A 23,962-nucleotide genomic window follows, 5' to 3' on the forward strand; every position below is an offset into this window, starting at 1 on the left:
TAGGGAACTATCAATAATATTGTTGCAAATTTTACTAAGTTTAGCCAATTATTTTTCTAAGGGTTGCAATATTGACACAGGGAAGGATCGGCAGTCTCTCGACCGTCTGGAAAGAGTTTTTCTTTAGTATAACCGCAGTTTTTGCATTTATAGATTGCCGATCGCACTAGCTGAGTCGGAAAATAGCAAAGTTCGCAGGGCAACCCGATTTTCGTCTCAGCAATATCGAATCCCGGCCAACCGCACTCCGGGCAGAATTGCTTGAATTTTTTAACTAAATCCAGAGTTGCATTTTCGATGTTTTTCATCCGAGTTGGATTGTACATCGCCCGCATATCTGTTTCGATGTGAACTCGGCCGATTGAAGATTTTTTTAAGCCGGTTGTAACAGCGTCAAAAAGTTGTTTTTCTGTCTTAATGCCCTTGACAATTTCACCGTTACCGAGGGCAGGGTCGCCAACTACAACCACCAGTGCGTGATCGGGAAATCCAGCTTTTTTAGCAAAATCATCTGCTTCTTCTATACTGGAAATTAACTGGTGACTGTAATTAGTTTCTACCGACAAAGATTCGCCGATTATTTCTAGATTGTTGGCTCGATCTAATAAAATTACTATTTCTCTGTTAGCTGGCAGATACGGCATCATTGGGTGAGGACCGAAAGTACCTTCGCTGGCAAAGGCAAGAGTTTCGCCCGCAATTTCTAGGGCTTTTTGTGCTTTGTGGCGAGCAGCTTCTATTTGTGTTCCTAAGCGTTTAACTTCTCTGGTGAAGGTGCCGAAAGTGTCAGTGTCAAGCTCCGCAGGTACTAGGATATTTACGCCTAATTCTCGTTCCAGAACGGGAGCCATTACCCGTTCTTTTTGGTGCATGGTAGCAAGAACTGCGGTGCGATCGCTCAATAATTGATTGGGATTCACAGGCTCAGAAATATTAGACATACAGCAGCATCATTTCATAACAAAAGGCTCAAATACACCCTTTAATCTAAGTTATCAATTCAGCACTCAAGCCTCAAGCTTAACAGTGGCTAGTTGCCTCCAGTTACTCCCCCAGCTTGACCTCTGAGTACAAAAATTACTCCTGTCATAATTAGCCCCACGCCTACCAACCGCAGCGGTGGCAAAGGCTCGTGAAATATCAGTTTGCCACCTAAAACAGTAAATAGGTAACTAATTGACAGTAAAGGCGAGACTATGCTAAGGTTTGCCCGCGACAAAACTACAATAAAGCCGATCGAAGAAATTGCATACAAAGAAAGACCACTTACTATCAAAGGCTGAGTAGCCATTGCTATAATTTTTTCTATTAAATTAGCAGCGCCAATGGGCCCTAATATTTTAGCTCCTGCCTTCAGACTGAATTGACCTGCGACGCCACACAATATTGCGGCAAGCAATAACAGAAAAACGCTTCTATTCATAAATTTACTAACCTATAGTACAATCAAAAATTGCCGCTCCCAAAAACCTGAAAAACTTTAATTAAGTTTGGCTAGGTTTTATTCACCACTAATATTTTAAGCAGAGATACGGGAAAATCAAGTATGGTCGATCGCGATCGAGAGTCGAACAAATATATGGCAGAGCAGACCAACCCAAGCGGAGAATATACTCTAGAACTATCGATACTCATGCCTTGTCTGAACGAAGCAGAAACTTTAGAAATCTGCATCGAGAAGGCACAGAAGTCCCTGCGCGAACTTGATATTGCAGGCGAGGTCATCATAGCAGACAACGGCAGCACTGACGGTTCTCAAGCTATCGCTACCAGAATGGGAGCAAGAGTCGTGCCCGTAGCAGCCAAAGGCTACGGCAGCGCCCTGATGGGAGGCATCATCGCAGCGCGCGGAGTTTATATTATCATGGGCGATGCTGACGACAGCTACAATTTTTCCAACCTCGGCTTTTTTGTCAACAAATTGCGAGAAGGTTTCGAGTTAGTGATGGGAAACCGCTTTCAAGGGGGCATCAAACCGGGTGCAATGCCGCCGCTACACAAATATTTAGGAAATCCGGTGCTGACATGGGTTGGGCGGCTATTTTTTGCAAGTCCCGTCGGCGATTTTCACTGCGGACTCAGGGGTTTTAGGAGAGACTCAATTTTGAAACTCGACTTGCAAACAACGGGGATGGAATTTGCTAGCGAAATGGTGGTAAAGGCCTCTGTATACAAGCTGCGGATAACTGAAATCCCAACCGTACTTTCTCCCGACGGCCGCAGCCGACCGCCGCACTTGCGAACTTGGCGAGATGGCTGGCGGCACCTACGATTTTTGCTGCTTTACAGTCCTCGGTGGCTGTTTTTATATCCGGGTACTGCGCTGATGATTTGGGGTCTAATTGTTAGCATTTGGCTGTTACCCGGTACTCAAAAGATTGGGAGTATCAGCTTTGATGTACACACCCTGCTTTATGGTGCGATCGCAATTATCATCGGTTTTCAAGCAGTAACTTTCGCTTTTTTCACCAAAATTTTTGCCATCAGCGAGAAATTCCTGCCCGAAGACCCCAAACTCAACAAAATATTTCGCTATGTCACCCTAGAGACAGGATTGATTGTCGGAGTCACGCTGATTTTAATCGGAATAGTGGGCTCGTTCTTGTCATTAACTATCTGGAGCGAAACGGCTTTCGGTTCTCTCGATCCTTCTAAAACTCTGCGTTTGGTTATTCCCTCGCTCACTTGCCTGACTGTCGGTTTGCAGATGGTTTTGTCGAGCTTTTTTCTCAGCGTGCTGGGGTTGAAGCGTAGGTGATAACATTAAAGTTACTGCCAACATTCCTCAAAACTAAATCGCCATGCAGGGGAAGCTCAGGGCGATCGCACTTTGGGAATAAAAGGGCGATCGCAAATTTATTTATTCACTGCTTTTTACGTGATGTTCAACATAAGAGCGCAGCACAGCGTTCATTAGAGATTGATAGCCTTTTCCTTGGCTTTTAAACCAATCTAATACATCGCTATCAACTCTTAAAGAAATAGCTTGTTTTGTTAGTGGTGTGACGAGTTTTGCTTTTACCCAAAAATTCGCATCTAATTCAGGAATATCAGAGGTATCGATCGCAGATTCTGGAATATTTCCTAATTCTTCAAGTCGTTTGCGCGAGATAGTCATAGTAGGTATTTTTTTCTTGACGAGTGGCTTTTCTTGCAGAGATGATGCGGATAGCTCCATTTCTTTCAGTATGCGCTACGGTAACGATAACGACACCTTGTATGGCACCAATACTGATTTCTCGGATTTCTCCGTAGTCGAAACGCTCATCAATGGCATTAAAAACGATTCCGTCAAAGATTTCTTGAGCTTCTTCAAAGCTAATGCCATGTTTTTTGAGATTTTGGGCGTTTTTATTTTCATCCCATTCAAACTGCATGATTGTGTATATACAAAACGTATCTACTTATAATATAGCATAACCGGATCGCACTTTGGGAAAATAAGGGCATCGCTCTCCTAATCACTGACCTCTTCGGCTTCGATACTCCAATCGTCTTCTGAGATCCCAACTGATTCTAGAAAACGACGACAAAATTTTCTATGATCCTTCGCAGGTTTGTGTAAATTAACCCAATATCCATTTGTTAACTTCTGCCATTCATTTCCATCACTATTTTTATCCGGGCGATTCTCTTGGAAATGAGGTTTAAGTAAATTTCTAGCCTTTTCAAAGCGATCCGATCTATTTTTAATCACCCACTCACAGCATTGAATTGTAACTTGTCGCCAGGTTGGCTTAGGAAGTGGAATTTCGTCACCACAGATTTTAATCAACTTTGGCTTACCGGATGTGCGAGTAGGAAATACTTCATGTTCTCCAAGAGATGGCCAAATTTCGATCAACTTAATGCTGAGAAAATTAGCTCGTTCGAGAATAGCTTTTTCATCCCATCGGTTAATACTTTGAGAAAAATAGTCACTATTAATTCGCAAAGCGTGTTCAGCCAGTTTTTGCTTTTTCACCAGAAATGATGAATTAGAAAGTTGTGAATTCCACTCAGGAGTAACTAAAGTTAAATTCCCCAAGGTATGTAAATAATCTCGGTAGATTTGTTGAAATTCACCTCCAAGTTCATTCTCCCAATCTTCGCTTGACGTTTGTGGCAAAATATGCTCAATAGTTGATTTTTGATCAAGGACAGTAAACCCACCTTTTCCCTTAGACAAGTGGCGATTAATTGTTTCTATAACAAGACATATTTTGTGAGTGTTTTTCTCATAAAGTTGACGGCTTTTAATTGATTGTCTAACATCATTATCATTAGGATATTGCTTGGCAATCAAAACTTTTTGCAAAGCTTCTGGCAAAGTGATTTCTTCATCTTCATTTTTCATTGCTTCTACATCTTTCCAAATGGAGGGGAACATTTTATTAAGATAGTTTGTTTGTTTTCCACAAATATACCGACGAACCAAATAATTTTCTAGTGATTTTAAGCATTCGATAAACTCCTCACGATCAATCTTTTGAGATTTATACTCATTATAGAGCGTTAATAAAAACGGATAAGCAGTAGAAAGGTCGAAAGTATTGAGGCGCAATAATACTATTTTAATATTTTCGTTGTCTTCATTGTCAGGTCGCAGTAGTTTGTCATAATATTCAGCAAATTTTAGGAGATTAGCAATTTCTACGACAAATGCTTGGTCATCTAATTTTTTACAATAATCACGAAATCGTGCATAAATATGGGATTCGGCACAAAGATTTCTCGTTTCCATTGCTAAATAATGCCGAAGAAAAGCCGTTAATTCACCCATCCCTGATTTCCCAACTATTCGTTTTTCTTGCAATAATCCCTCAATTTTTTCCCAATATTTAGTAAAAGCATTTTCTTGCTGAGATGTTGGTAACATCATCGCCATATAGTTGCGGACTAAATCTGCCTGAGTTAACGGTTTGCCTTTGGCATTCAGACTTTCAAAAATATGATAAGGATTTTCATCTTTATTAAGTTCTATGAAAACAAGTTGAAAACAGTTCTGTAATACTGTAAAAAACTTACCAATATCTAGTTCACCTTCTTTAACTTTAGATTCGATTTCGGGAAGAAAATAATTATAAGCTTTAGGTATGCCAGATTCAGTAAATTGCTTATAATTTCCTTCTAAAATAATCGCTTGATAAGCTTGGCGATCGCCATATTTATTGGTTGGTAAAAGTTTAAAATAAACATCACCTTCGCCTTCTTCATCTGAATTGACTACAAATTTATTGATTTTCTTAGCAAGCTTTTGATCGGTGGGCTTGATAATATCCCGCAAAACAAGAAATAGTAAGGATAAGGTGGTCAAACGTTGCTGGCCATCAACCAAGTTAAAAGCTGTCATTATGCCGCGTGTTCCATCATTGATGACTACCAGAGATCCTATAAAATGTTCTGGTTCTTTTTCGGGATCGTATTCATCATAAATTGCGATCGCATCCTTTAATAACACTTCCCATTCAGTTTTTTCCCAACTATATTGGCGTTGAAAGTGGGGCATAACATAATGAATTTCACCACCGGAACTGAAAACTTTGGCAATTTTCCAACTATCTGCTTTCATTGCCAATCACTCCAAATATATCTAAAGATTTGTTCGTCACTTAAGCCACAGGTATCGCTACCAAGTGGAATATTCTAATCATAGTCAAGAGGCAGGCCCAAAAGCCTGCCCCAAACTATCCTATTCTACCCCCTCAATCCGGTCTTCCACCTCCTGATAAAGTTCACGCAGACGATCCAAATTGTTCTCCGACGTTTCCCAATAACCCCGGCCATTCACCTCAAGCAAAGTGCTGACAATCTTGCGGAACGAATGAGGATTCAGATTCAGCAAACGCTTCTGCATCTCCTCATCTTGGATAAACGTAGTGTTGACATCCTCATACACCCAATTATCCACAGCGCCCGCAGTCGCACTCCATCCAGTCGTATTCACCAGACGCTTAGAAATCTCCCGCACGCCTTCATAACCGTGCGACAACATCCCCTCGTACCACTTCGGATTCAGCAGCTTAGTCCGCGAATCTAAACGCACGGTTTCTGATAGCGTCCGCACCTGCGCGTTGGCTGTGGTGGTATCAGCAACAAAGGATGTCGGTTTCTTCCCATCTGCGCGCAAACTGCCGATTAATTTAGTCGGATCGGAGTCGAAATAGTGCGACACGTCGGTTAGAGAAATCTCGGCAGAATCCAAGTTTTGGAAAGTGACTTCCGCAGTTTTCAAGGATGATTCAAAAATCTTCCGGTCTTGTTCCATTGTTCCCGGATTGTCGGAAGAAAAGGCGAAGGATTTGCGAGTTAAGTACATTTCCTGCAACTCGGCTTCGCTTTCCCAAGTGCTGTTTTCCACCGCCAAGTTGATGTTAGATGAATAGGAACCAGAGGCATTGGAAAATACCCGGGTTGCTGCTTGTCGCAGGTTGATTCCCATTTCTTCCGCTTGCTTCAGGGCGTGTTTGCGGACGAAGTTCATCTCTAAGGGTTCGTCGGCTTCCGCTGCCATTTTCACGGCTTTATCTAACAAATTCATTTGGTTGATGAACAAGTCGCGGAATACGCCAGAACAGTTAATTACTACGTCAATCCGAGGGCGTCCCAACTCTTCTAAAGAAAGCAATTCGAGTTTGTTTACCCGACCCAAAGCGTCGGGAACTGGCTTCACTCCCACCATCCACATTACTTGGGCGAGGGATTCGCCGTAAGTCTTGATGTTGTCGGTTCCCCACAACACAACGGCGATCGTTTCTGGGTAATTTCCGCCGTTATCAACGCGCTGTCTTTCTAACAGCCGATCGACTACAAGCTTAGCAGACTTAACCGCCCCCGTTGTAGGGATTGACTGCGGGTCCAAAGCGTGCATATTCTTGCCAGTCGGCAAAACATCCGGGTTGCGAATCGGATCGCCACCGGGGCCAGGCAGAACATACTCGCCTTCTAACGCGCGCAACAAAGCGCCTAATTCGTTGTCGGCACAAACTTGCTGCAAGCAGAATTCCAGATACTCAAACAGCGGTTTAATCGGTTCTGGATCGATTTTTTTGTAACCAGCGGCGTGCAAGGCATCAATCCAAGGTGTTTTCTTGCCCATGTTGAAGAAATTCAACTTAGAAACAAGGGAAACTCTACCCTCAGCATCGGTTTGTTCCTTCACTAAAGCGCCAACTGCATCCCGACAGGCCAAGGTGATGTTTTGCAGCAATTCGACATCACTTAAAATGCCTTTGTCGCTGTTAGTGTAAATTTCGCCGATATCGCGTCCGAGACTGTTAGCTATAATTCGCGGCAAGCTGATCAGCCCGTCTTCTTCGCGGTCTAAATTGGCGATATTTACCAAAGTTGCGATCGCCTCTTCCGCAGTCGGCGGCTTACCGATAACGTGCAAACCGCAAGGTAACAACCGCGACTCAATTTCCATCAACTTGCGGTAAACCAAGCCAACTAAATTGTCCCGTTCCTCCGCAGTCATTCCCGCCGCAACCCCTCTTTCTTGTTCGGGAGGTAGGTCGATATCTTTGTCCAAATTCACCAAACGGCATTTTTCGACGATCGCATCAACAATCGGCACACCGCGCCCAGTCTCTTTCAAAGTTTGATAAGAAGCAATTAACTCGCTGAGTTCCTGCAAACCTTTGTACAAACCAGCATTTTCAGCCGGAGGAGTCAGATAACTGATTGTTTCAGCATAACTGCGGCGCTTAGCAATTGTTGCCTCGCTGGGATTGTTGGCGGCGTAATAATAGATATTGGGAATCTTGCCGATCAAACTGTCGGGATAACATTCCCCAGACATTCCCATCTGCTTACCGGGCATGAATTCTAGCGAACCGTGAGTGCCAAAGTGCAGCACCGCATCCGCACCCCAAATGCGCTCCAAATATGTATAGTAAGCAGCAAAACCGTGGTGCGGGCTGGCAGAACGAGAGAATAACAACCGCATCGGATCGCCTTCGTATCCAAAAGTAGGTTGCACTCCGATAAACACATTGCCAAAATGTTTGCCGAAAATCAGCAAATTTTGTCCATCGCTGTTCAAATGTCCCGGAGGCGGGCCCCAATTTTCTTGCAAGCGTTCCGAGTAAGGAGTGAATTCTTCGTATTCAGCTACCGACATCCGGTAAGCAACATTTAATTCGGGAGTTTGGTATTGGGCTGTTGCGTCGTGGATGACTTCTTGCATCAGTTTTTCGGCGGAATCCGGCAATTCTGGCAAGTCGTAACCGTTGCCTTTTAAGGCTTTCAATACTTCGTAAATCGAGCCGAAAACGTCCAAGTAAGCGGCTGTTCCGACGTTGCCTTTATCCGGCGGGAAACTGAAAACTGTGATCGCAACTTTTTTATCTAATTTGGGTTTGCGGCGCAGCATTGCCCATTTCATAGCGCGCTGGGAAATTGCTTCGATCCGGTCTTGTAGGGCGATCGCCTTGCCAGTTGCGCCATCTCTTCCCGACAAAATAATCGGTTCGATCGCGCCATCCAACTCGGGAATGGCAATTTGCAAAGCAACTTGAATCGGGTGCAAGCCTAAATCGCTATTTTCCCACTCTTCCGTCGTTTGGAAAACCAGCGGCAAAGCCACCATGTAAGGGCAATTTAGCTTTTTCAAAGTCTCGATCGCCTTCGGGTGATCTTGTTTCGCCGGGCCGCCCACCAGCGCAAAACCAGTCAGAGAAACCACCGCATCAACGATCGGCAGCCCTGCAACACCTTTGGTCCCAACTTCCAAGAAAAAAGTTTCGACTGGTTTCGAGAAGTCCAAACCGCCGGCAAAAATCGGCACCACCCGCGCCCCCATTGCCTCCAATTCCTGCACCATTGCTACATAGTGCGCGTCATCTCCCGTGACTAAGTGAGTCCGCTGCAACACCAAACCGATGCAAGGTGCGAGGGGGTCTTTGAGGTCGGCCGAAATATCTTTGCGGGCGTTGTACCAGGTGAGGTATCCTTTGACATCCTCAAACATCGACGGTGCCAAAGGATGCCAAATTCCCATATCCGGGTAGACAACGGGTTCTTGAAAACTTAGCTGTTCCTGGCCTTTGAATACATATTTATGTGACAGCATCAGCAAGAAGTTTTCCAAGTTTTCTTGGGAACCGCCCAGCCAATACTGGAAACTCAGCATGAAGTTGCGCGCATCTTGGGCTTTGTCGATGGGCAAATATTTCAGCACTTTCGGCAAAGTTTGCAGCAGTTTCAGCATTCCGTCTTGGAAGGAACTCCCGGATTTTTCCTTCCGTTTTTTCATGAATTCGCCGATCGCACTTTTGCTTTGTCCCAACTGTGCCATCGAGAAACTGCCCATTTTATTGAGTCGCATCACCCCTGGCATCGACGGGAAGACGACGGCGACATCCAATCTGTCGCGCAGCGGTTCCACCGCCGCTACCACTTTTTCGGCTAAATCTTCGATGAAAATTAGAGAAGCAATAAATACATTGGCATCTGCCACATCCCGCTTGAAGGCCTCGTAATTTTCCGGGCTGCGGAGTTCCTCGATCAGGTAGCCACTGATTTCTATTGCCAAATTCGGATTTTTCTGGTTTATCGATCGAACCGCTGCCGACAGGGCGCTTTGATACTGCGGTTCCAGTACGACATAGACCACCTTCATTAGCGATCGCCCTTGCAAGTTTTCCGGCACAACGTGGCGAATGGTGGGCTTGACGTGAGTGAACATCCGGTTAGGCTCCTTTAAGATGCTGTTTTCGCGAATCGGGAATTTTTTTATCCCATAAGCATTTTTACCAGAAAACGCTTGCCATTAGGCGATTTGAGCCTGCACATGACACAATTCGACAAATTTAGGTCAAATTTTCGTTACATTTTTTTATAAATTCCTTGAGCAAATACTCCATATTTTGTTTACAAAAATTTACTTGACATATTCATGATTTTGTGAATACGATTAATAGGTTGGATAAAAATAATTAAAAATTAACCAACGATTGAGAAAGAAATCCTGAAAAAAGTTCCAAGTTTTGTAGAATTGATCAAACTTGCGATACAGGAATTAACTGAGCAAAAAAAGGCATCTTTTGTGAATGCAGAATGTAGCCTTCGGATAATTGCTGCGTCATCAAGATTGATATTTTACCAGGAATTTAAAACCATTTCATAACGTCTGTTTTGTGTAAATTCCTGATTGGCGATCGAGTTCATGGAAAGCTAATTGCTATAAACTCTCAAACTCATCAAAACCTTAGGGGGAAAACATGGCTAACTACGCAATTTTCGACGAACAATTCTACCTCGCCTCATATCCTTGGGTCAAACCAGCCATTGACGCAGGAGTCATCTCATCTGGGAGAGAGCACTTTGAAAAATTTGGGCGAGAAGGGGGTCTAACTAAAGTATCGCGTTATTTTGACGAAAATGCTTACCTTGCTGGGAATCCAGACCTCGCACCCTTCGTCCGCACAGTCAACCCAAACGCACCTTTTGCGACCGGCCTCGATCACTTTATCCAGTTCGGTTACGATGAAGGACAGCGCCGCACCCAAGTATCACCCGAATACAACGAAACCTTTTATTTAGCAAACAACTCTGAACTCCAACCGTTTATTCAAAACGGAACTTTCAAATCAGGCTACCAGCATTTCGTTCAATTCGGGGCAAAAGAAGGTCGGTTTGGGACTTCATTTTTTGAACCGGAATACTTAAAAGAAAACCCCGACATCGTGCCGTTTGTCAACTCTGGAAACTTGAGAACTGGCCGGGAACACTTCTTCAATTTTGGACAATTTGAGCCTGCCCGCGACGCGACTTTTGTCGGCACCCGTACCAACGATGTTTTAACTGGTGTTGGCGTGGGCGATGTCGAACTTGTAGGAGTGGAAGTAGGTATAGATCCCCAAGGCAACCGCCAGTATGAAAGCTTTGGCACCAATGAATTCGATGTCTTGATTGGTGCTCCGGGAACCAATACATTCGTACTCGGAGTTCCTGCTACATCCGGTAATTTTAGCCCGACACCGCTGTATTTGGGTAACGGTCAAGCTACCATTCGCAACTTCGACATAGAAAGCGATTTTATCCAACTGCAAGGAACTTCTTTAAACGGCTACAGCCTGACTCCGGTTGGCAACAATTTGTCAATCCAACGTTTTGGAGACGTGCTCGGCGTGATTGAAGGAGGAGCAAGTTTGAATTTGAGTTTCCAAGAATCTAACGGTAACGGTACTTTCTTGATTGGTTAGTCATTGGTCATTAGTCATTAGTCATCGGTCATTGGTCATTAGTTAATACTGATGATTGATGACTTTTTTTGATCGTACTTTACTTTAAACAGCAAACTATGAATTACGATATCTTCGACGAACAATACTACCTTTCGCAATATCCGTGGCTGAAACCAGCCATTGATTCAGGAATCATCAAATCAGGAAGAGAACACTTTGAAAAATTTGGTCAAGCCGCCGGTCTCACAAAAATATCGCGGTATTTTGACGAAGATACTTACCTTGAAGGAAATCCAGACCTTAAACCCTTTGTCCGCACAGTCCATCCAAACGCGCCGTTTGCTACAGGCTTAGATCACTTTATCCAATACGGTTACGAAGAGGGTCGCACTCGCGTATCGCCTGAGTATGACGAAGCGTTTTATGTAGCAACTAACCGAGATTTGCAGCCGTTTATTCAGAATGGAACTTTTAAAAATGGCTACCAGCATTTCATTCAATTCGGGGTAAAAGAAGGTCGTTTTGGAACATCTTTCTTTGAACCGGGATACTTATTCAATGTGTTTGAGACTATCAGCTCTGGAACCTTAAAAACTGGTCGGGAACATTACTTCAAGTTTGGGCAATTCGAGCCAAGCCGCGAGGCAACTTTTGTCGGAACTTCCGGTAATGACATCCTCACAGGTTTAGGGGTAGGGAAGGTCGAATTAATTGGAGTTGAAGTAGGTGTTATCTATCCCGGCCCCCGAAATTATGAAAGTGACGGCAGCAATGAATTCGATACTCTCACTGGCGGTAGCGGCCGTGATAAATTCGTGCTCGGTGACATTGTTGGCTTCAGGGGAGGAACCCTCTCATCCAGACAGTTCTACATCGGCCCAGGTTTTGCTACAATTCGGAACTTTACTCAAGGTCAGGATACCATCCAGACAGGGATTCCCTTAGATCAATTATTGGTGTTTCCAATCAACAATAATCGAGATTTAGCTATCCAAACGAATGGCTTTCCCGTTGTTGAGAATGGAGTTTTCATAGCCAGTCGCTTTGACACAATCGCTGTTGTTGAAGGTGGCGGCAATCTCAATTTGAATCTATTACCAGGATCTAGTGTTATTAGATCTTTCCTTGGGTAGAAATATCGAATCTATTCAGAATTTTCTTTGGGATGCTGTCGTTGCGATCGCACTTTCCTATGCCAATAACTCGCATTGCGCGATCGCACTTTACGTTCTAAAATAAACAACGATTAATTACAAAATCTTTATAGAGCTTAAGCGAGATTTGACTGACGCTTGGAAAAAATCACCCGATCAGGTAATTGTCTCAGTTTCAGACTATTGATAAATTGCATAAACAGCTCATTAAAGCCGCAATAAAAAAACATGGCTAGTTACGCAATTTTTGACGAACAATACTACCTTGCTCAATATCCTTGGGTCAAACCCGCCATTGATGCAGGAGTCATCAAATCTGGAAAAGAACACTTTGAAAAATTCGGTCAAGTCGGTGGCTTAACCAAAGTATCGCGGTATTTTGACGAAGCTACTTACCTTGCTGGCAACCCAGATATCGCTGCCTTAGTCCGCACCCCCAGCAACCCAAATGCACCTTTTGCGACGGGCCTAGACCACTTTATCCAATATGGTTACGAAGAAGGTCGCACTCGCGTATCGCCTGAGTATGACGAAGCGTTTTATGTAGCAAATAACCGACAGTTGCAGCCATTTATTCAGAATGGAACTTTTAAAAACGGCTACCAGCATTTCGTTCAATTCGGCATCAAAGACGGTCAGTTTGGGACTTCTTTTTTTGAAAAAGAATACTTAAATAAATACTCCGATGTTCAGTCGTTTGTCGAATCGGGAGCGTTGAAAACTGGTCGGGAACACTACTTCAATTTCGGCAAAAACGATCCAAGCCGCTCTGCGACTTTTATCGGAAGTTCCGGGAATGACATCATTACCGGTGCTGGGGTGGGGAATACCGAATTAATTGGAGTTGAAGTAGGTTTAGGTACAGGTGGTGCTTTTTCCATCCCCGGCCGAAATTATGAAAGTGAGGGCAGTAATGAATTCGATACTCTCACTGGCGGTAGCGGCCGCGATAAATTCGTACTCGGAGACGTTGTACAAGGTACTGGTGGTAAGGGATACAGTTCCCCAACAAAGTTATATATCGGGTCTGGTTTTGCTACAATTCGGAACTTTACCCAAGGTCAGGATAGCATTCAGCTAGCAACAAGCGATATCCAACCTTCTTTAGATAAATTCTTGATATTTACCATCAACAACAATCGAGATTTAGCTATCCAAACGAACGGCTTGTTCGTTTACTTTCCAGATGGAACTTCGGGAATTAGTAGCTTTGACACGATCGCTGTTATTGAAGGCGGCGGAAATCTCAAGTTGAATCTCTTACCAGAATCTAGAGGTTCTCTACCTCTACTTGGCTAGAAATCTCGAAGCTATTGGGAATTTGGTTGATTGCTGCTGAGAAGTGCGATCGCTCTTTCAAAAAAAGTGCGATCGCACTTTTGTGTTTGCCATCAAAATAATAAAACAGGCTTAACAATAATTAACTTGACATACTGAGTTAGTAGAATTAGTAATAGTAGTTTAAGTTTAACAGACAAGTAAGCAGACTAAGCTTAGAGCAAAATTTATGACTAATTATGACATTTTTGACGAACCATACTACCTGGCGCAATATCCTTGGGTAAAACCTGCTATTGATGCAGGAATTATAAAATCCGGCAGAGAACACTTTGAAAAGTTCGGTCAAGCCGGCGGCCTGACCAAAGTATCGCGTTACTTTGACGAAGAAACCTATCTAGCTCAAAATCCAGATATTGCTCCCCTGCTTCGCACCCCAAACAATCCAAACGCGCCTTTTGCGTCTGGCATCGATCACTTTATTCAGTTGGGCTACGAACAGGGTCGCACCCGCGTGTCACCTGAATACAACGAAGAGTTTTATTTGGCAAATAACTCAGAGTTGCGATCGTTCGTTCAGAACGGAACGTTCAAATCAGGCTACCAGCATTTCATTCGATTCGGACTCAAAGACGGTCGTTTTGGGACTTCATTTTTTGAACCGGAATACTTAAAAGAAAACCCCGACCTTGTGCCGTTTGTCAACTCGGGAGCTGTGAGAACCGGTCGAGAACATTATTTCAAATTTGGGCAATTTGAGCCTAGTCGCTCTGCTACTTTTGTCGGAAGCCGCGGCGATGATATCCTCACTGGTGTAGGGGTAGGGAATGCCGAATTAATTGGAGTTGAAGTAGGTATCGATCCCCAAGGCAATCGGCAGTATGAAAGCTTTGGAAGTGATGAATCTGATGTCCTGATCGGCGGCCCTGGGAAGGATACATTCGTACTCGGAGTTCCTGCTACCTCCGGTAATCCCACATCCCGTACACTCTATGCGGATATCACCGGTATAGTTACAATTCGGAACTTTGATAAAGACAATGACAAGATCCAGTTGGCAGGCTCACCCGATATCTACACAACAATGGAGGATGCTAACGAGTTCATAATCCTCAGCCCAAGATATGAAACAATTGGTATTATTGAGGGAAAAAATTTATCTTTTTCTACAACTCAGCCACAGGGAGACGGCACTTTCTACCTATTCCTTAAATAACCGGAACCTCGGTTATCTATTTCTCGGTTAACATGGTAGGTGCGTTAATAACGCACGCTACTTAACTCAGATTATAGCAGTTGCCAAATTGCTGTCGATAGCGATCGAGTTGTTCTTCGGCTGGCTCAGCTTTTGCTTCGGTTGTCAAATACCGAGAACCGTGTTCATCGGGTCAGTCTCGAATAGTACCATGACAAAAAGTCGACAACTTTATTAATTAATTTTACGCTTCAAAAACCAGGTTTCTAAATATAAAAATCATTAAATCCGTAGTATAAAAACATGGCTAACTACGCAATTTTTGACGAACCATACTACCTGGCGCAATATCCTTGGGTGAAGCCCGCTATTGATGCAGGAATTATAAAATCCGGCAGAGAACACTTTGAAAATTTCGGTCAAGCCGGTGGCCTGACCAAAGTATCGCCTTACTTTGACGAAGAAACCTATCTAGCTCATAATCCAGATATTGCTCCCTTTGTTCGCACCGCCAATAATCCCAACGCGCCTTTTGCGTCTGGTTTAGACCAATTTATTCAGTTTGGCTACGAAGAAGGCCGCACCCGCGTGTGACCTGAATACAACGAAGATTTTTATTTAGCAAATAACCGAGAACTGCTACCACTTGTTCAGAACAGAACTTTCAAAAATGGCTACCAGCACTTCATCAAATTCGGAAATAAAGAGGGCAGATTTGCGACTTCATTTTTGGAACCGAAATACTTAAGGGACCACCCCGACATCGCGCCGTTCGTCAACTCAGCAGCCTTGAAAACTGGTCGAGAACATTATTTCAAATTTGGGCAATTGGAGCAGGGGCGCTCCGCTACTTTTGTCGGAAGCCGGGGCAATGATATCCTCACTGGTGTAGGGGTAGGGAATGTCGAATTAATTGGAGTTGAAGTAGGCTCCTACAGCAGCCCACTGACTGAAAGTGACGGCAGCAACGAATTCGATACTCTGATTGGCGGTACGGGTCGCGATACATTCGTGTTCGGGGAAACTTTAATAAGCAGTAAAGGGTTTTTTCGTGGAGTTAAAACTTTCTACATTGGGCAAGGTTTTGCTACTATTCGCAACTTTACGCAAGGTCAGGATAGAATCGAGATCAAAGCGCCTTCCTTAGATTACTAAATTCTGGTTCCCACCAACAATAATCGAGATTTAGCTATCCAAACGAACGGCTATCCCGTTGGTAAAAATGGAGTTACCGAAATTAGTAGCTTTGACACGATCGCAGTTATTGAAGGTGGCGGAAATCTCAAGTTGAATTTATTACCACAATCTTCTTTTGGGGTACTTTTACTTGGATAGAAATATCGCAGCTATTCGGGATTTGTCTGATTGCTGCTGGGGAGTGCGATAATTAATTGTACCCTCCAGAAACCGGGTTTCTCCAATAAACCCGGTTTCTAAGTCTTTAATGGCGATCGCGCGCTAGCTTCAAAACCTCAACCGCATCTTTGTGACCCTCCGAAGACGCCCAAATTAACGCAGTCCAAGTATTATTATCATACGCTTTGATATCAGCTCCTTTATCGATTAAAAATTCCACAACTGGAGTGCGCCCGCTGCCTGCAGCACTCATCAAAGCCGTCAAACCAAAATTAGTTTTAGCATTCACATCCGCCCCCGCCTCCAGCAAAAGCTGTACAATCTCCGTATGTCCGGCAGCAGCGGCACTCATTAACGGCGTCCACCCGTCATTATCCTGACTGTTGGGCCCGGCACCTGCAGCCAGCAATTTTTTGACGATCGCCGGATTGCCAGCCTCAGCCGCAGTCGTCAAAGCAGTCGCACCTTCCTCATCTTTGGCATTGATATCTGCACACTGTTCGATCGCACTTTCTACAGCCACAAGATCACTCGTCTTGACGGCATTAATTAAATCTGTCATAAAATCTCCGTTGCATCCTTTCAAATTTTAAATCCTATGGCAGTAGATATTTTAATCCTCTCCAACGGCCCCGGAGAATTGGCAACTTGGGTGCGTCCCGCCGTGCAAGCTTTGCGCGAGCAGTTGGGAAACGCGGGTACTCAAGCCCGCATCTCTGTGGTGCTGTCCCCCTGTCCGCACGCCACGGGGAAAGAAGCGCAATTCGCATCTTCCTACCCAGAAGTTGACAGAGTGCAAGCACCGGAGCATTTTTTTCCATTCTTATTGTCGGGCAAAACTGCTGAAAATTGGGATTGGTATGAAACAGGAGTTGTTTTGTTTTTAGGTGGCGATCAATTTTTTACGGTTGTTATTGGCAAAAGGCTAAAATATCGCACTGTTATTTATGCTGAATGGGACGCGCGGTGGTATCGATGGATTGATAAATTTGCGGTGATGAAACCACAAATTTTTGGTAAAATTCCCCAAAAATATGCTAATAAATTTACAGTTGTCGGAGATTTGATCGCAGAAGTAGGTAATCGAAAATCGGACGCCAAAGATGGGGCAGTACCCCTACAGAAAATAGAATTAATTGGATTGTTGCCCGGTTCTAAAGCTGCGAAATTAGCTTTAGGTGTACCGTTATGTTTGTCGATCGCCCAATCCATCCACCACATCCGCCCTGAAACTCGCTTTGTTATTCCCGTTGCTCCTACCATAGATGTGCAAACTCTAGCAGGTTTTGCCGACCCTGAACAAAATCCTTACCTGCATTTATTTGAGAACGCTAGCGCCGAACTTCATTTAACAGAACGGCCGTTTTTGCAGACAGCAAATGGTTTACAAATAGAACTTTGGACGCAGACACCCGCTTACGATTTGCTATCAGAATGCAGCCTGTGTTTAACTACTGTGGGAGCGAATACTGCGGAATTAGGTTCGTTAGCCGTACCGATGATTGTTTTGATTCCGACGCAGCAATTGGATGCGATGAAAGCTTGGGATGGTTTGCCGGGATTGCTGGCAAGTTTGCCGTTAGTCGGTTCAGTTTTTGCGACGGTGATTAATTGGCTAATCTGGCAATTGGGAAAGGGAAAGCTTTATGCTTGGCCGAATATTTGGGCACAGGAGGAGATTGTGCCGGAGTTAATTGGCAAGCTGGAACCGGAAGTAATTGCTCAATTGGCGATCGACTATCTGAGCCATCCTGAAAAATTAGCACAGATGGGCGATCGATTGCGTGCGGTTCGAGGAGAATCGGGGGCGGCGAAAAAAATTGCTGAATTGGTTTGTGAAGAAATTGAGGTGCAATCTAATTGTCATAAGAATTAGATTTTTTTATTTTTAACCGCACAGGAACGCGGATGAACGCTGATTTAATCCAGATTAATTGGTAAAAACAGGCAAAAGAAAGTTTATTTTCTCTTGCCTGTTTATTATCCAAAAACTGGATTTGCTTTCAAGTTAAGCTCGATCGTGCTTAGCAATCACCCAAACAGCGTGAATGATGCCGGGAATAAAGCCCAAAAACGTGAGAACCAGGTTGATCCAAAAATCAGTACCGATGCCAACCGTCAAAAATACGCCCAGCGGGGGAAGAAAAATGGCAGCGACTATGCGAATTAAATTGTTCATCTCAGTTACTCCAACCTACATTTCTCTTTCAATTTAACTTCACTGACCAACCGAACCTTTCCCGAAAAACTTAGGCGGTGCTGCCATAGTGTAAACTTCGGTTTCAGCGGCGATTACCTGCCGTAAGTGACCGGGAAGCTGCATCAACCCCAACAGTGTAATCCCGTCGAACATCCGCAACCCGCCAGTTGTTTTCTCGGCGAGTAATTTGTCAGTAACTTCGGGATCTGGTCGCGTATTTATTTCTTGATTAGAAGCTATCGCAAAACCCCAAGGAGCTCCATAAGTAGAAATAAAGCTGGTGCAGGATTGAACATTGGAGAAAACAGATTTCAGGGTATTTACAATGCGAGCGTGCATTTTCATTTCTGCGGGAGAAACGGGGCCCGCTTGCACTACGAAATATCCGTTAGGTGACATTACGCTGCGAACTTTCTCAAAATACTCTTTGGTAAACAACTGGAAAGATGGGCCTTCTTCAATGGGATCGGACAAGTCAGAAATGACAATATCCCAATCATTGTCAGTTTTATCTAAATAGTCCAAAGCATCGCCAATTACTACTTCGCAGCGGGGGTCGTCAAAGGCGTTTTGGTGCATTTCTGGGAGGTGTTCGCGGCAAGCTTCTACTACTTCGCCGTCAATGTCGATCATCACGACTTTTTCAACTGTTTTCCAGCGCAGCACTTCTCTAATTGTAGCTCCTTCTCCGCCGCCGAGAACGAGGACTTTTTTGGGGCTACCGTGACAAATCATGGCTGGGTGTACCAAGGGTTCGTGGTACAGAAACTCGTCGCCTGTACAAGATTGCCACTTACCGTCCAAAACTAAGCCTTTGCCGTAAGTACCGGTCTGAACTACGTACATTTCTTGATAGGCTGTTTTCTTGTAAGCAAGCACCGCGATGACGCCATGAACGTAAATATCCCAGGGGGTAATGTACTCGCTCATCCAAAAGTCTGCACGAACTTCGCTACCTGACATCAATTACTCTCCAAATATAAACTGCTGTGTCGATGTTGTCACAAGTAGTAGTTCTTAACACAAAATGGTGCGGGTGTGTGAGTACGATCGACACATTAAAGTGAGATTTCGGAGGAATGGTATAGTGTGATTGCGTTCTGGGAACTCGCAAGTGGCTTGGTACTTGAGATTGCTTGTGGGCGATCGCGCGCCCAGTCGATCGCACTTTTCCCATCGCCCCCGGTCGATCGCACTCACATTTAATATTTTCGCCAGCAACGCCGGCGGGTTTTGTACAAAGGTTGTCTGAATCGGGCAATTTTTCGCGCTGGGCCGACCTTTATAAGTTTGCGATCGGCCTGCTTATTTATCAATAATCCGATAAAAACCCCGCCAATGTGAGAGCATGGAATAAAAATAGCGATCTGTTTTAACCAGATTTGTTATTAATAACTTGACAATTTGAATGTATCTTAGATAAAATTTTTCAATCCACCAATACGAATGGAATGTTAGTTTTGTTTGACAAGAATGCAGGCTCTATGTGCGACGAATTTATAACTAAGTAAAGGTTACAAATAAATTCTGTAATAAAAACGCTCTTACACTATTTTTCTTTTCAAAAAAATAGCCTATGGAACCAACAGACTGGGAAAAAATAATCAAAAAGCTGGAAAATGAAAATCTAATTTTGCGGAAAAAACTAGAAAATTCGGAAGCCGAACGCAGCCAATCAGAAGCCCTTAATAAAAAAAAAGAATCTTTGTTAAAAATACTAAGTGAGGATTCGAGAGATTCAGAAAAAAAATTAAAAGCAAGAATATCTACACTAGAAAAAGCTCTGAACAACCAGCAAACTATGCAGCTCAAATTAATCGAAACCGAAAAAATGTCGGCTTTGGGCATTTTGGTAGCTGGGATCGCCCACGAAATAAACAATCCAGTTAACTTCATCTATGGCAATATTACCTATGTCAATGACTACGCAGGCGACATTTTAAAATTGCTCGCAATGTACCAAGACCGGTACCCCGAAACAGATGCAGAGATTGAAGATTTTTTGGAAAAAATTGACATCGACTTTCTGCGCGAAGATTTGTTAAAAACTATTTCGTCAATGAAAGTTGGCTCCGAGCGTATCCGCGAAATTGTGCTAACTTTACGCAACTTTGCGCGGGTAGATGAAGCTGAAAAAAAACCAGTTAATATTCACGAAGGCATTGAGAGCACCTTGTTAATTTTGCAGCACTTAACTAAAGAAAAATCAGGTATTTCCGCTATAAAATTCCTTAAAAATTATGGCTCTTTGCCCAAGAGCGAGTGTTATGCTGGGCAATTAAATCAGGTGTTTATGAACATAATTAATAATGCTATTGATGCCCTGCGGGAGCGAGAGCAAAAGTCTTCACGGGAGGAGATAGAAGCCAACCCTCTCCAGATGACCATTACTACTTCTATTATTTGCGAAAATTGGGCAAGAATTAGCATCAAAGATAATGGTTGCGGGATGAGTAAAGCTGTAAAATCGAAAATTTTCGATCCGTTTTTTACCACCAAACCAGTTGGTCACGGGACGGGTTTGGGGCTGTCCATTAGCTATCAAATTATTGTGGACAAACACGGCGGGAGGTTGGAGTGTATCTCCGCAATTGGAGAAGGGACTGAATTGGTGATCGAGATTCCGATCGCCAAATCCAGCAGCTAAGATCGATCGATCGAGCTAAACTGAGGGATAATGAAAACTCCCTTTGACCGCGGCTCCTCCTAGTTTGATGTGCAACCCTATGTCTACTGTCACTTTTGGTTTGTCAACCCCTATAGCGGCAGAGGCCGGGGCATCCTACGGCAGCAGCGAACCGCCACAGCGCCCCACCGTGCGGGCAGAGTGGATCGAGGTATTGGTGGACTCTCCTTTCAGGGTTGCGGGCGACTCCCCAGGGGAGGAAAATAAGTTATTTACCTATCGTTTACCTGCGGAACTTACCGTGCAACCAGGGGATATTTTGAGTGTACCCTTTGGCAGTCAACAGGTAGGGGCGATCGCGATTCGGTTCATTTCTCAACTGCCGCCCGACTTAGATCCCACAAGGGTTAAAGAGGTCGAAGATGTTGTCAGTGCGGGTTTTTTCCCACCTACTTACTGGGAATTGCTCGATCGCATTGCCACCTATTATTGCACACCTTTAATTCAAGTAATTAGAGCCTCACTGCCGCCCGGTTTGTTAAGCCGTTCCGTGCGCCGAATTCGCTTAATTAAGGACGCAATTTCTCCAAATGCCGAAACATTCCTCAATCCCGCAGCGAGTCAAATTTTGCAATTGCTGCAAGCTCAAAAAAACGGCGATTACACTTGGCAATACCTCCAGCGCCAAGTTAAGGGAAGTTATCGGGGATTGAAAGATTTATTGAAACGCGGTTGGGTAGAAAGTTATTTAGAACCTCCCACTCCTCCCAAACCACAACTCAAACCGGCAGTGACATTAATTGCTAGGGCATTTGTCACAGATTTAACCAAGCGGCAACAAGAAGTATTGGAAGTTTTGCGGCGCGGCGGCGGTGAAATGTGGATGAATGATTTGTTGAGAATTTGCAGCGCGAGTTCTTCCGTTGTCAAAGCTTTGGAACAAAAAGGTAGCGTTGTAATTGACCAAAGGGAAATTCTTAGGGGCGATCGCGGAATTTCTCAATTGCCAGATGCACCCAAAACTTTAACTCATTTTCAAGCTCAAGCCTTAGCGTTTATTAACTCTTTTTCGGGATTCCGTCAAGTGCTGCTGCACGGAGTTACAGGTTCCGGGAAAACCGAAGTGTATTTGCAGGCGATCGCCCCAATCTTAGCCAGCGGCAAATCCGCCCTCGTACTGGTTCCCGAAATCGGTTTGACACCACAACTTACCGATCGATTCCGCGCCCGTTTTGGCGAGCAAATTTGCGTGTACCACAGCGCCCTATCCGACGGCGAACGTTACGATACATGGCGTCAGATGCTGACTGGAACCCCGCAAATTGTCATCGGCACGCGATCGGCCATTTTTGCGCCTTTACCTCACCTCGGCTTAATTATCCTCGATGAAGAACACGACAGCAGCTTCAAACAAGACCAACCAGCTCCCTGCTACCACGCCCGCACCGTTGCCAAATGGCGCGCCGAATTAGACAATTGTCCCTTAATTTTAGGTTCCGCAACGCCAGCTTTAGAGACTTTTGTCGGGACGCGCCGAGATTATTACTCACTACCAACCATCCATTATTTATCATTGCCCGATCGCATTTATTCCCGCCCGATGCCGCCCGTGGAAATAGTCGATATGCGCCAAGAATTGCGGCAAGGGAATCGCTCAATTTTTAGTGCTTCCCTGCAAAACGCCTTAGAACAATTGCAAGCCAGACAACAGCAAGGTATCCTGTTTATTCACAGAAGAGGACACAGTACCTTTGTGTCTTGCCGGAGTTGCGGCTATGTGATGGAATGCCCGAATTGCGATGTTTCTCTGTCTTATCACCACGTAGGCGAAGCAACAGCAGAAATATTGCGCTGTCACTACTGCAACCACACGGAACGACACCCCCAAAACTGCCCGGAATGCCGTTCTCCCTACTTCAAAAACTTTGGCAGCGGCACTCAGCGAGTCGAACAGGAATTAACGAGATTGTTTCCAGAATTGCGGGCAATTCGGTTTGACAGCGATACGACTAGAAATAAGGGCGACCACCGCAGATTGTTAACGCAATTTGCTAATGGAGAAGCTGACATTTTGTTGGGTACGCAAATGCTGACGAAAGGGCTAGATTTAGCTGGAGTCACATTGGTGGGAGTTGTGTCTGCTGACGGGTTGCTGAACTTATCGGATTATCGGGCAAGCGAACGAGCTTTTCAAACATTAACTCAAGTCGCGGGCCGTGCGGGCAGAGGCGACGATCCGGGGCGGGTAATTATTCAAACTTACACTCCCGAACACCGGGTTATTCAAGCAGTTAGGCGGCACGAATATGCGGGTTTTGTGGAAACAGAATTAGCAGAAAGAGCAGCGCTGAATTATCCTCCTTCGGGGCGGCTGATTTTGTTGCGGTTGAGCAGTGTAGATGCGGCGGAAGTTGCGGTGACGGCGGTACAATTGGCGTCTGTTTGTCAGGAATATATTCAGCGATTGTCTGTACCGGGGTGTGAGTTGTTGGGGCCTGCACCTGCGGCGATTATGCGGGTGGCAAATCGCTATCGGTGGCAGATTTTGCTGAAGTTGCCTTTGGATGAGTCGGTGGATGTGTCGGATTTGATCGGATTGCGCGATCGCACGCCGCGTTCTGTTAGTTTAACTATTGATGTCGATCCGTTGAATTTTGGTTAAAAAATTTGATGGGCTGTGTTGTAATTTAGTTGGTAGGAAAAAATAGAATACCCATATCCCCGACTTCTTTAATAAGTCGGGGATATAACAGCGAGAGCGTTTTACGTTTACAGTCCTGGACGCACTTACTCTATATGTAGGGTGCTTGTGGGCGCACCTTACCGCTATGGGTAGTGTGTAAAGCCAATTTTTGCGTAAGCCCTGGTTTAATTAGAGTGACCTACCTTAGTGGTGCAGAAAACTCCTGAGATGCTTAAGGAGCCTAGAGAATCATAGTTAATGGAGAAAAGGGGCTTGCGCCGTGGTTCGATTGTTTTAGCGAA

The 23,962-nt window shown here is 44.4% G+C and carries 18 protein-coding genes and 1 pseudogene; 9 read left to right on the plus strand and 10 right to left on the minus strand.

Features of this window, described 5'->3' with window-relative positions; translation table 11 throughout:
* Positions 1–56: 56 nt before the first annotated feature.
* Entirely contained in the window at positions 57–941 is an 885-nt protein-coding gene (locus tag QUA24_RS20590) for a DUF6671 family protein (RefSeq protein ID WP_333231701.1), read from the minus strand.
* 89 nt (positions 942–1,030) lie between these two features.
* Complete coding sequence (locus tag QUA24_RS20595) at positions 1,031–1,423, minus strand: transporter (RefSeq protein WP_333231703.1); 393 nt, start codon at positions 1,421–1,423, stop codon at positions 1,031–1,033.
* 123 nt (positions 1,424–1,546) lie between these two features.
* Here QUA24_RS20595 and QUA24_RS20600 point away from each other — a divergent pair, with 123 nt between their 5' ends.
* Positions 1,547–2,758, plus strand: coding sequence for a glycosyltransferase family 2 protein (locus tag QUA24_RS20600; RefSeq protein WP_333231704.1), 1,212 nt, complete (start codon positions 1,547–1,549; stop codon positions 2,756–2,758).
* A gap of 102 nt (positions 2,759–2,860) precedes the next feature.
* Here the strand turns inward: QUA24_RS20600 and QUA24_RS20605 are convergent, their stop codons facing one another.
* The 4 genes from QUA24_RS20605 to QUA24_RS20620 all read right to left on the minus strand — a co-directional run bounded on the left by QUA24_RS20605 (position 2,861) and on the right by QUA24_RS20620 (position 9,667).
* Positions 2,861–3,118 (minus strand): BrnA antitoxin family protein, encoded by a 258-nt coding sequence (locus tag QUA24_RS20605; RefSeq protein ID WP_333231705.1) that lies wholly within the window; start codon positions 3,116–3,118, stop codon positions 2,861–2,863.
* Entirely contained in the window at positions 3,093–3,377 is a 285-nt protein-coding gene (locus QUA24_RS20610; protein WP_332945908.1) for a BrnT family toxin, read from the minus strand. The genes QUA24_RS20605 and QUA24_RS20610 overlap by 26 nt, the downstream gene beginning before the upstream one ends.
* A gap of 80 nt (positions 3,378–3,457) precedes the next feature.
* Positions 3,458–5,551 (minus strand): DUF262 domain-containing HNH endonuclease family protein, encoded by a 2,094-nt coding sequence (locus QUA24_RS20615; RefSeq protein WP_333231707.1) that lies wholly within the window; start codon positions 5,549–5,551, stop codon positions 3,458–3,460.
* 120 nt (positions 5,552–5,671) lie between these two features.
* Positions 5,672–9,667, minus strand: coding sequence for a magnesium chelatase subunit H (locus QUA24_RS20620; RefSeq protein WP_333231708.1), 3,996 nt, complete (start codon positions 9,665–9,667; stop codon positions 5,672–5,674).
* A gap of 535 nt (positions 9,668–10,202) precedes the next feature.
* Between QUA24_RS20620 and QUA24_RS20625 the strand changes: the two genes are divergently transcribed.
* From QUA24_RS20625 to QUA24_RS20645, 5 genes and pseudogenes are all read left to right on the plus strand, one after another.
* Positions 10,203–11,186: a calcium-binding protein gene (locus QUA24_RS20625; protein ID WP_333231710.1), complete on the plus strand. Its 984-nt coding sequence runs from the start codon at positions 10,203–10,205 to the stop codon at positions 11,184–11,186.
* 98 nt (positions 11,187–11,284) lie between these two features.
* Positions 11,285–12,301, plus strand: a complete 1,017-nt coding sequence (locus QUA24_RS20630; protein WP_333231712.1) for a calcium-binding protein — start codon at positions 11,285–11,287, stop codon at positions 12,299–12,301.
* Positions 12,302–12,550: 249 nt separating this feature from the next.
* A complete protein-coding gene (locus QUA24_RS20635; protein WP_333231714.1) occupies positions 12,551–13,621 on the plus strand; it encodes a calcium-binding protein in 1,071 nt (356 codons plus the stop codon).
* 208 nt (positions 13,622–13,829) lie between these two features.
* Positions 13,830–14,816, plus strand: coding sequence for a calcium-binding protein (locus tag QUA24_RS20640; RefSeq protein ID WP_333231715.1), 987 nt, complete (start codon positions 13,830–13,832; stop codon positions 14,814–14,816).
* Positions 14,817–15,098: 282 nt separating this feature from the next.
* A pseudogene (locus QUA24_RS20645) lies at positions 15,099–16,130 on the plus strand (calcium-binding protein).
* Positions 16,131–16,236: 106 nt separating this feature from the next.
* Here the strand turns inward: QUA24_RS20645 and QUA24_RS20650 are convergent.
* Positions 16,237–16,713: an ankyrin repeat domain-containing protein gene (locus QUA24_RS20650; RefSeq protein ID WP_333231717.1), complete on the minus strand. Its 477-nt coding sequence runs from the start codon at positions 16,711–16,713 to the stop codon at positions 16,237–16,239.
* Between the two features lie 36 nt (positions 16,714–16,749).
* Here QUA24_RS20650 and QUA24_RS20655 point away from each other — a divergent pair, with 36 nt between their 5' ends.
* Complete coding sequence (locus QUA24_RS20655) at positions 16,750–18,027, plus strand: lipid-A-disaccharide synthase (RefSeq protein ID WP_333231719.1); 1,278 nt, start codon at positions 16,750–16,752, stop codon at positions 18,025–18,027.
* A 132-nt stretch (positions 18,028–18,159) separates the two neighbouring features.
* On the opposite strand, the gene QUA24_RS20660 is transcribed toward QUA24_RS20655, so the two are convergent.
* From QUA24_RS20660 to QUA24_RS20670, 3 genes are read right to left on the minus strand one after another with little or no spacing between them, the layout of a single operon-like run.
* Positions 18,160–18,330, minus strand: coding sequence for a YqaE/Pmp3 family membrane protein (locus tag QUA24_RS20660; protein ID WP_333071975.1), 171 nt, complete (start codon positions 18,328–18,330; stop codon positions 18,160–18,162).
* Between the two features lie 39 nt (positions 18,331–18,369).
* Positions 18,370–19,314, minus strand: a complete 945-nt coding sequence (locus QUA24_RS20665; protein ID WP_333210091.1) for a fused MFS/spermidine synthase — start codon at positions 19,312–19,314, stop codon at positions 18,370–18,372.
* Positions 19,304–19,612 carry a hypothetical protein gene (locus QUA24_RS20670; RefSeq protein WP_333231721.1) on the minus strand — a complete coding sequence of 103 codons (309 nt, stop codon included), beginning with the start codon at positions 19,610–19,612 and terminating at the stop codon, positions 19,304–19,306. The genes QUA24_RS20665 and QUA24_RS20670 overlap by 11 nt, the downstream gene beginning before the upstream one ends.
* Before the next feature lie 315 nt (positions 19,613–19,927).
* On the opposite strand from QUA24_RS20670, the gene QUA24_RS20675 reads away from it, so the two are divergent.
* Together QUA24_RS20675 and priA are read left to right on the plus strand one after the other, a co-directional pair.
* Positions 19,928–20,998 carry an ATP-binding protein gene (locus QUA24_RS20675; protein WP_333231723.1) on the plus strand — a complete coding sequence of 357 codons (1,071 nt, stop codon included), beginning with the start codon at positions 19,928–19,930 and terminating at the stop codon, positions 20,996–20,998.
* Between the two features lie 79 nt (positions 20,999–21,077).
* A complete protein-coding gene (gene priA / locus QUA24_RS20680; protein ID WP_333231724.1) occupies positions 21,078–23,639 on the plus strand; it encodes a primosomal protein N' in 2,562 nt (853 codons plus the stop codon).
* Positions 23,640–23,962: the final 323 nt, after the last annotated feature.

Source organism: Microcoleus sp. Pol12B5 (assembly GCF_036701335.1).
In the GTDB taxonomy this organism is placed as follows: Bacteria; Cyanobacteriota; Cyanobacteriia; order Cyanobacteriales; family Microcoleaceae; genus Microcoleus.

Bases quoted from the DNA above. Each gene is read 5' to 3' on its own strand.
- QUA24_RS20635 (WP_333231714.1), top strand. From the start codon at position 12,551: ATGGCTAGTTACGCAATTTTTGACGAACAATACTACCTTGCTCAATAT.
- QUA24_RS20650 (WP_333231717.1), bottom strand. From the start codon at position 16,713: ATGACAGATTTAATTAATGCCGTCAAGACGAGTGATCTTGTGGCTGTA.
- QUA24_RS20620 (WP_333231708.1), bottom strand. From the start codon at position 9,667: ATGTTCACTCACGTCAAGCCCACCATTCGCCACGTTGTGCCGGAAAAC.
- QUA24_RS20600 (WP_333231704.1), top strand. From the start codon at position 1,547: ATGGTCGATCGCGATCGAGAGTCGAACAAATATATGGCAGAGCAGACC.
- QUA24_RS20655 (WP_333231719.1), top strand. From the start codon at position 16,750: ATGGCAGTAGATATTTTAATCCTCTCCAACGGCCCCGGAGAATTGGCA.
- QUA24_RS20590 (WP_333231701.1), bottom strand. From the start codon at position 941: ATGTCTAATATTTCTGAGCCTGTGAATCCCAATCAATTATTGAGCGAT.
- QUA24_RS20595 (WP_333231703.1), bottom strand. From the start codon at position 1,423: ATGAATAGAAGCGTTTTTCTGTTATTGCTTGCCGCAATATTGTGTGGC.
- QUA24_RS20605 (WP_333231705.1), bottom strand. From the start codon at position 3,118: ATGACTATCTCGCGCAAACGACTTGAAGAATTAGGAAATATTCCAGAA.
- QUA24_RS20660 (WP_333071975.1), bottom strand. From the start codon at position 18,330: ATGAACAATTTAATTCGCATAGTCGCTGCCATTTTTCTTCCCCCGCTG.
- QUA24_RS20675 (WP_333231723.1), top strand. From the start codon at position 19,928: ATGGAACCAACAGACTGGGAAAAAATAATCAAAAAGCTGGAAAATGAA.
- priA (WP_333231724.1), top strand. From the start codon at position 21,078: ATGTCTACTGTCACTTTTGGTTTGTCAACCCCTATAGCGGCAGAGGCC.
- QUA24_RS20640 (WP_333231715.1), top strand. From the start codon at position 13,830: ATGACTAATTATGACATTTTTGACGAACCATACTACCTGGCGCAATAT.
- QUA24_RS20615 (WP_333231707.1), bottom strand. From the start codon at position 5,551: ATGAAAGCAGATAGTTGGAAAATTGCCAAAGTTTTCAGTTCCGGTGGT.
- QUA24_RS20630 (WP_333231712.1), top strand. From the start codon at position 11,285: ATGAATTACGATATCTTCGACGAACAATACTACCTTTCGCAATATCCG.
- QUA24_RS20610 (WP_332945908.1), bottom strand. From the start codon at position 3,377: ATGCAGTTTGAATGGGATGAAAATAAAAACGCCCAAAATCTCAAAAAA.
- QUA24_RS20625 (WP_333231710.1), top strand. From the start codon at position 10,203: ATGGCTAACTACGCAATTTTCGACGAACAATTCTACCTCGCCTCATAT.
- QUA24_RS20665 (WP_333210091.1), bottom strand. From the start codon at position 19,314: ATGTCAGGTAGCGAAGTTCGTGCAGACTTTTGGATGAGCGAGTACATT.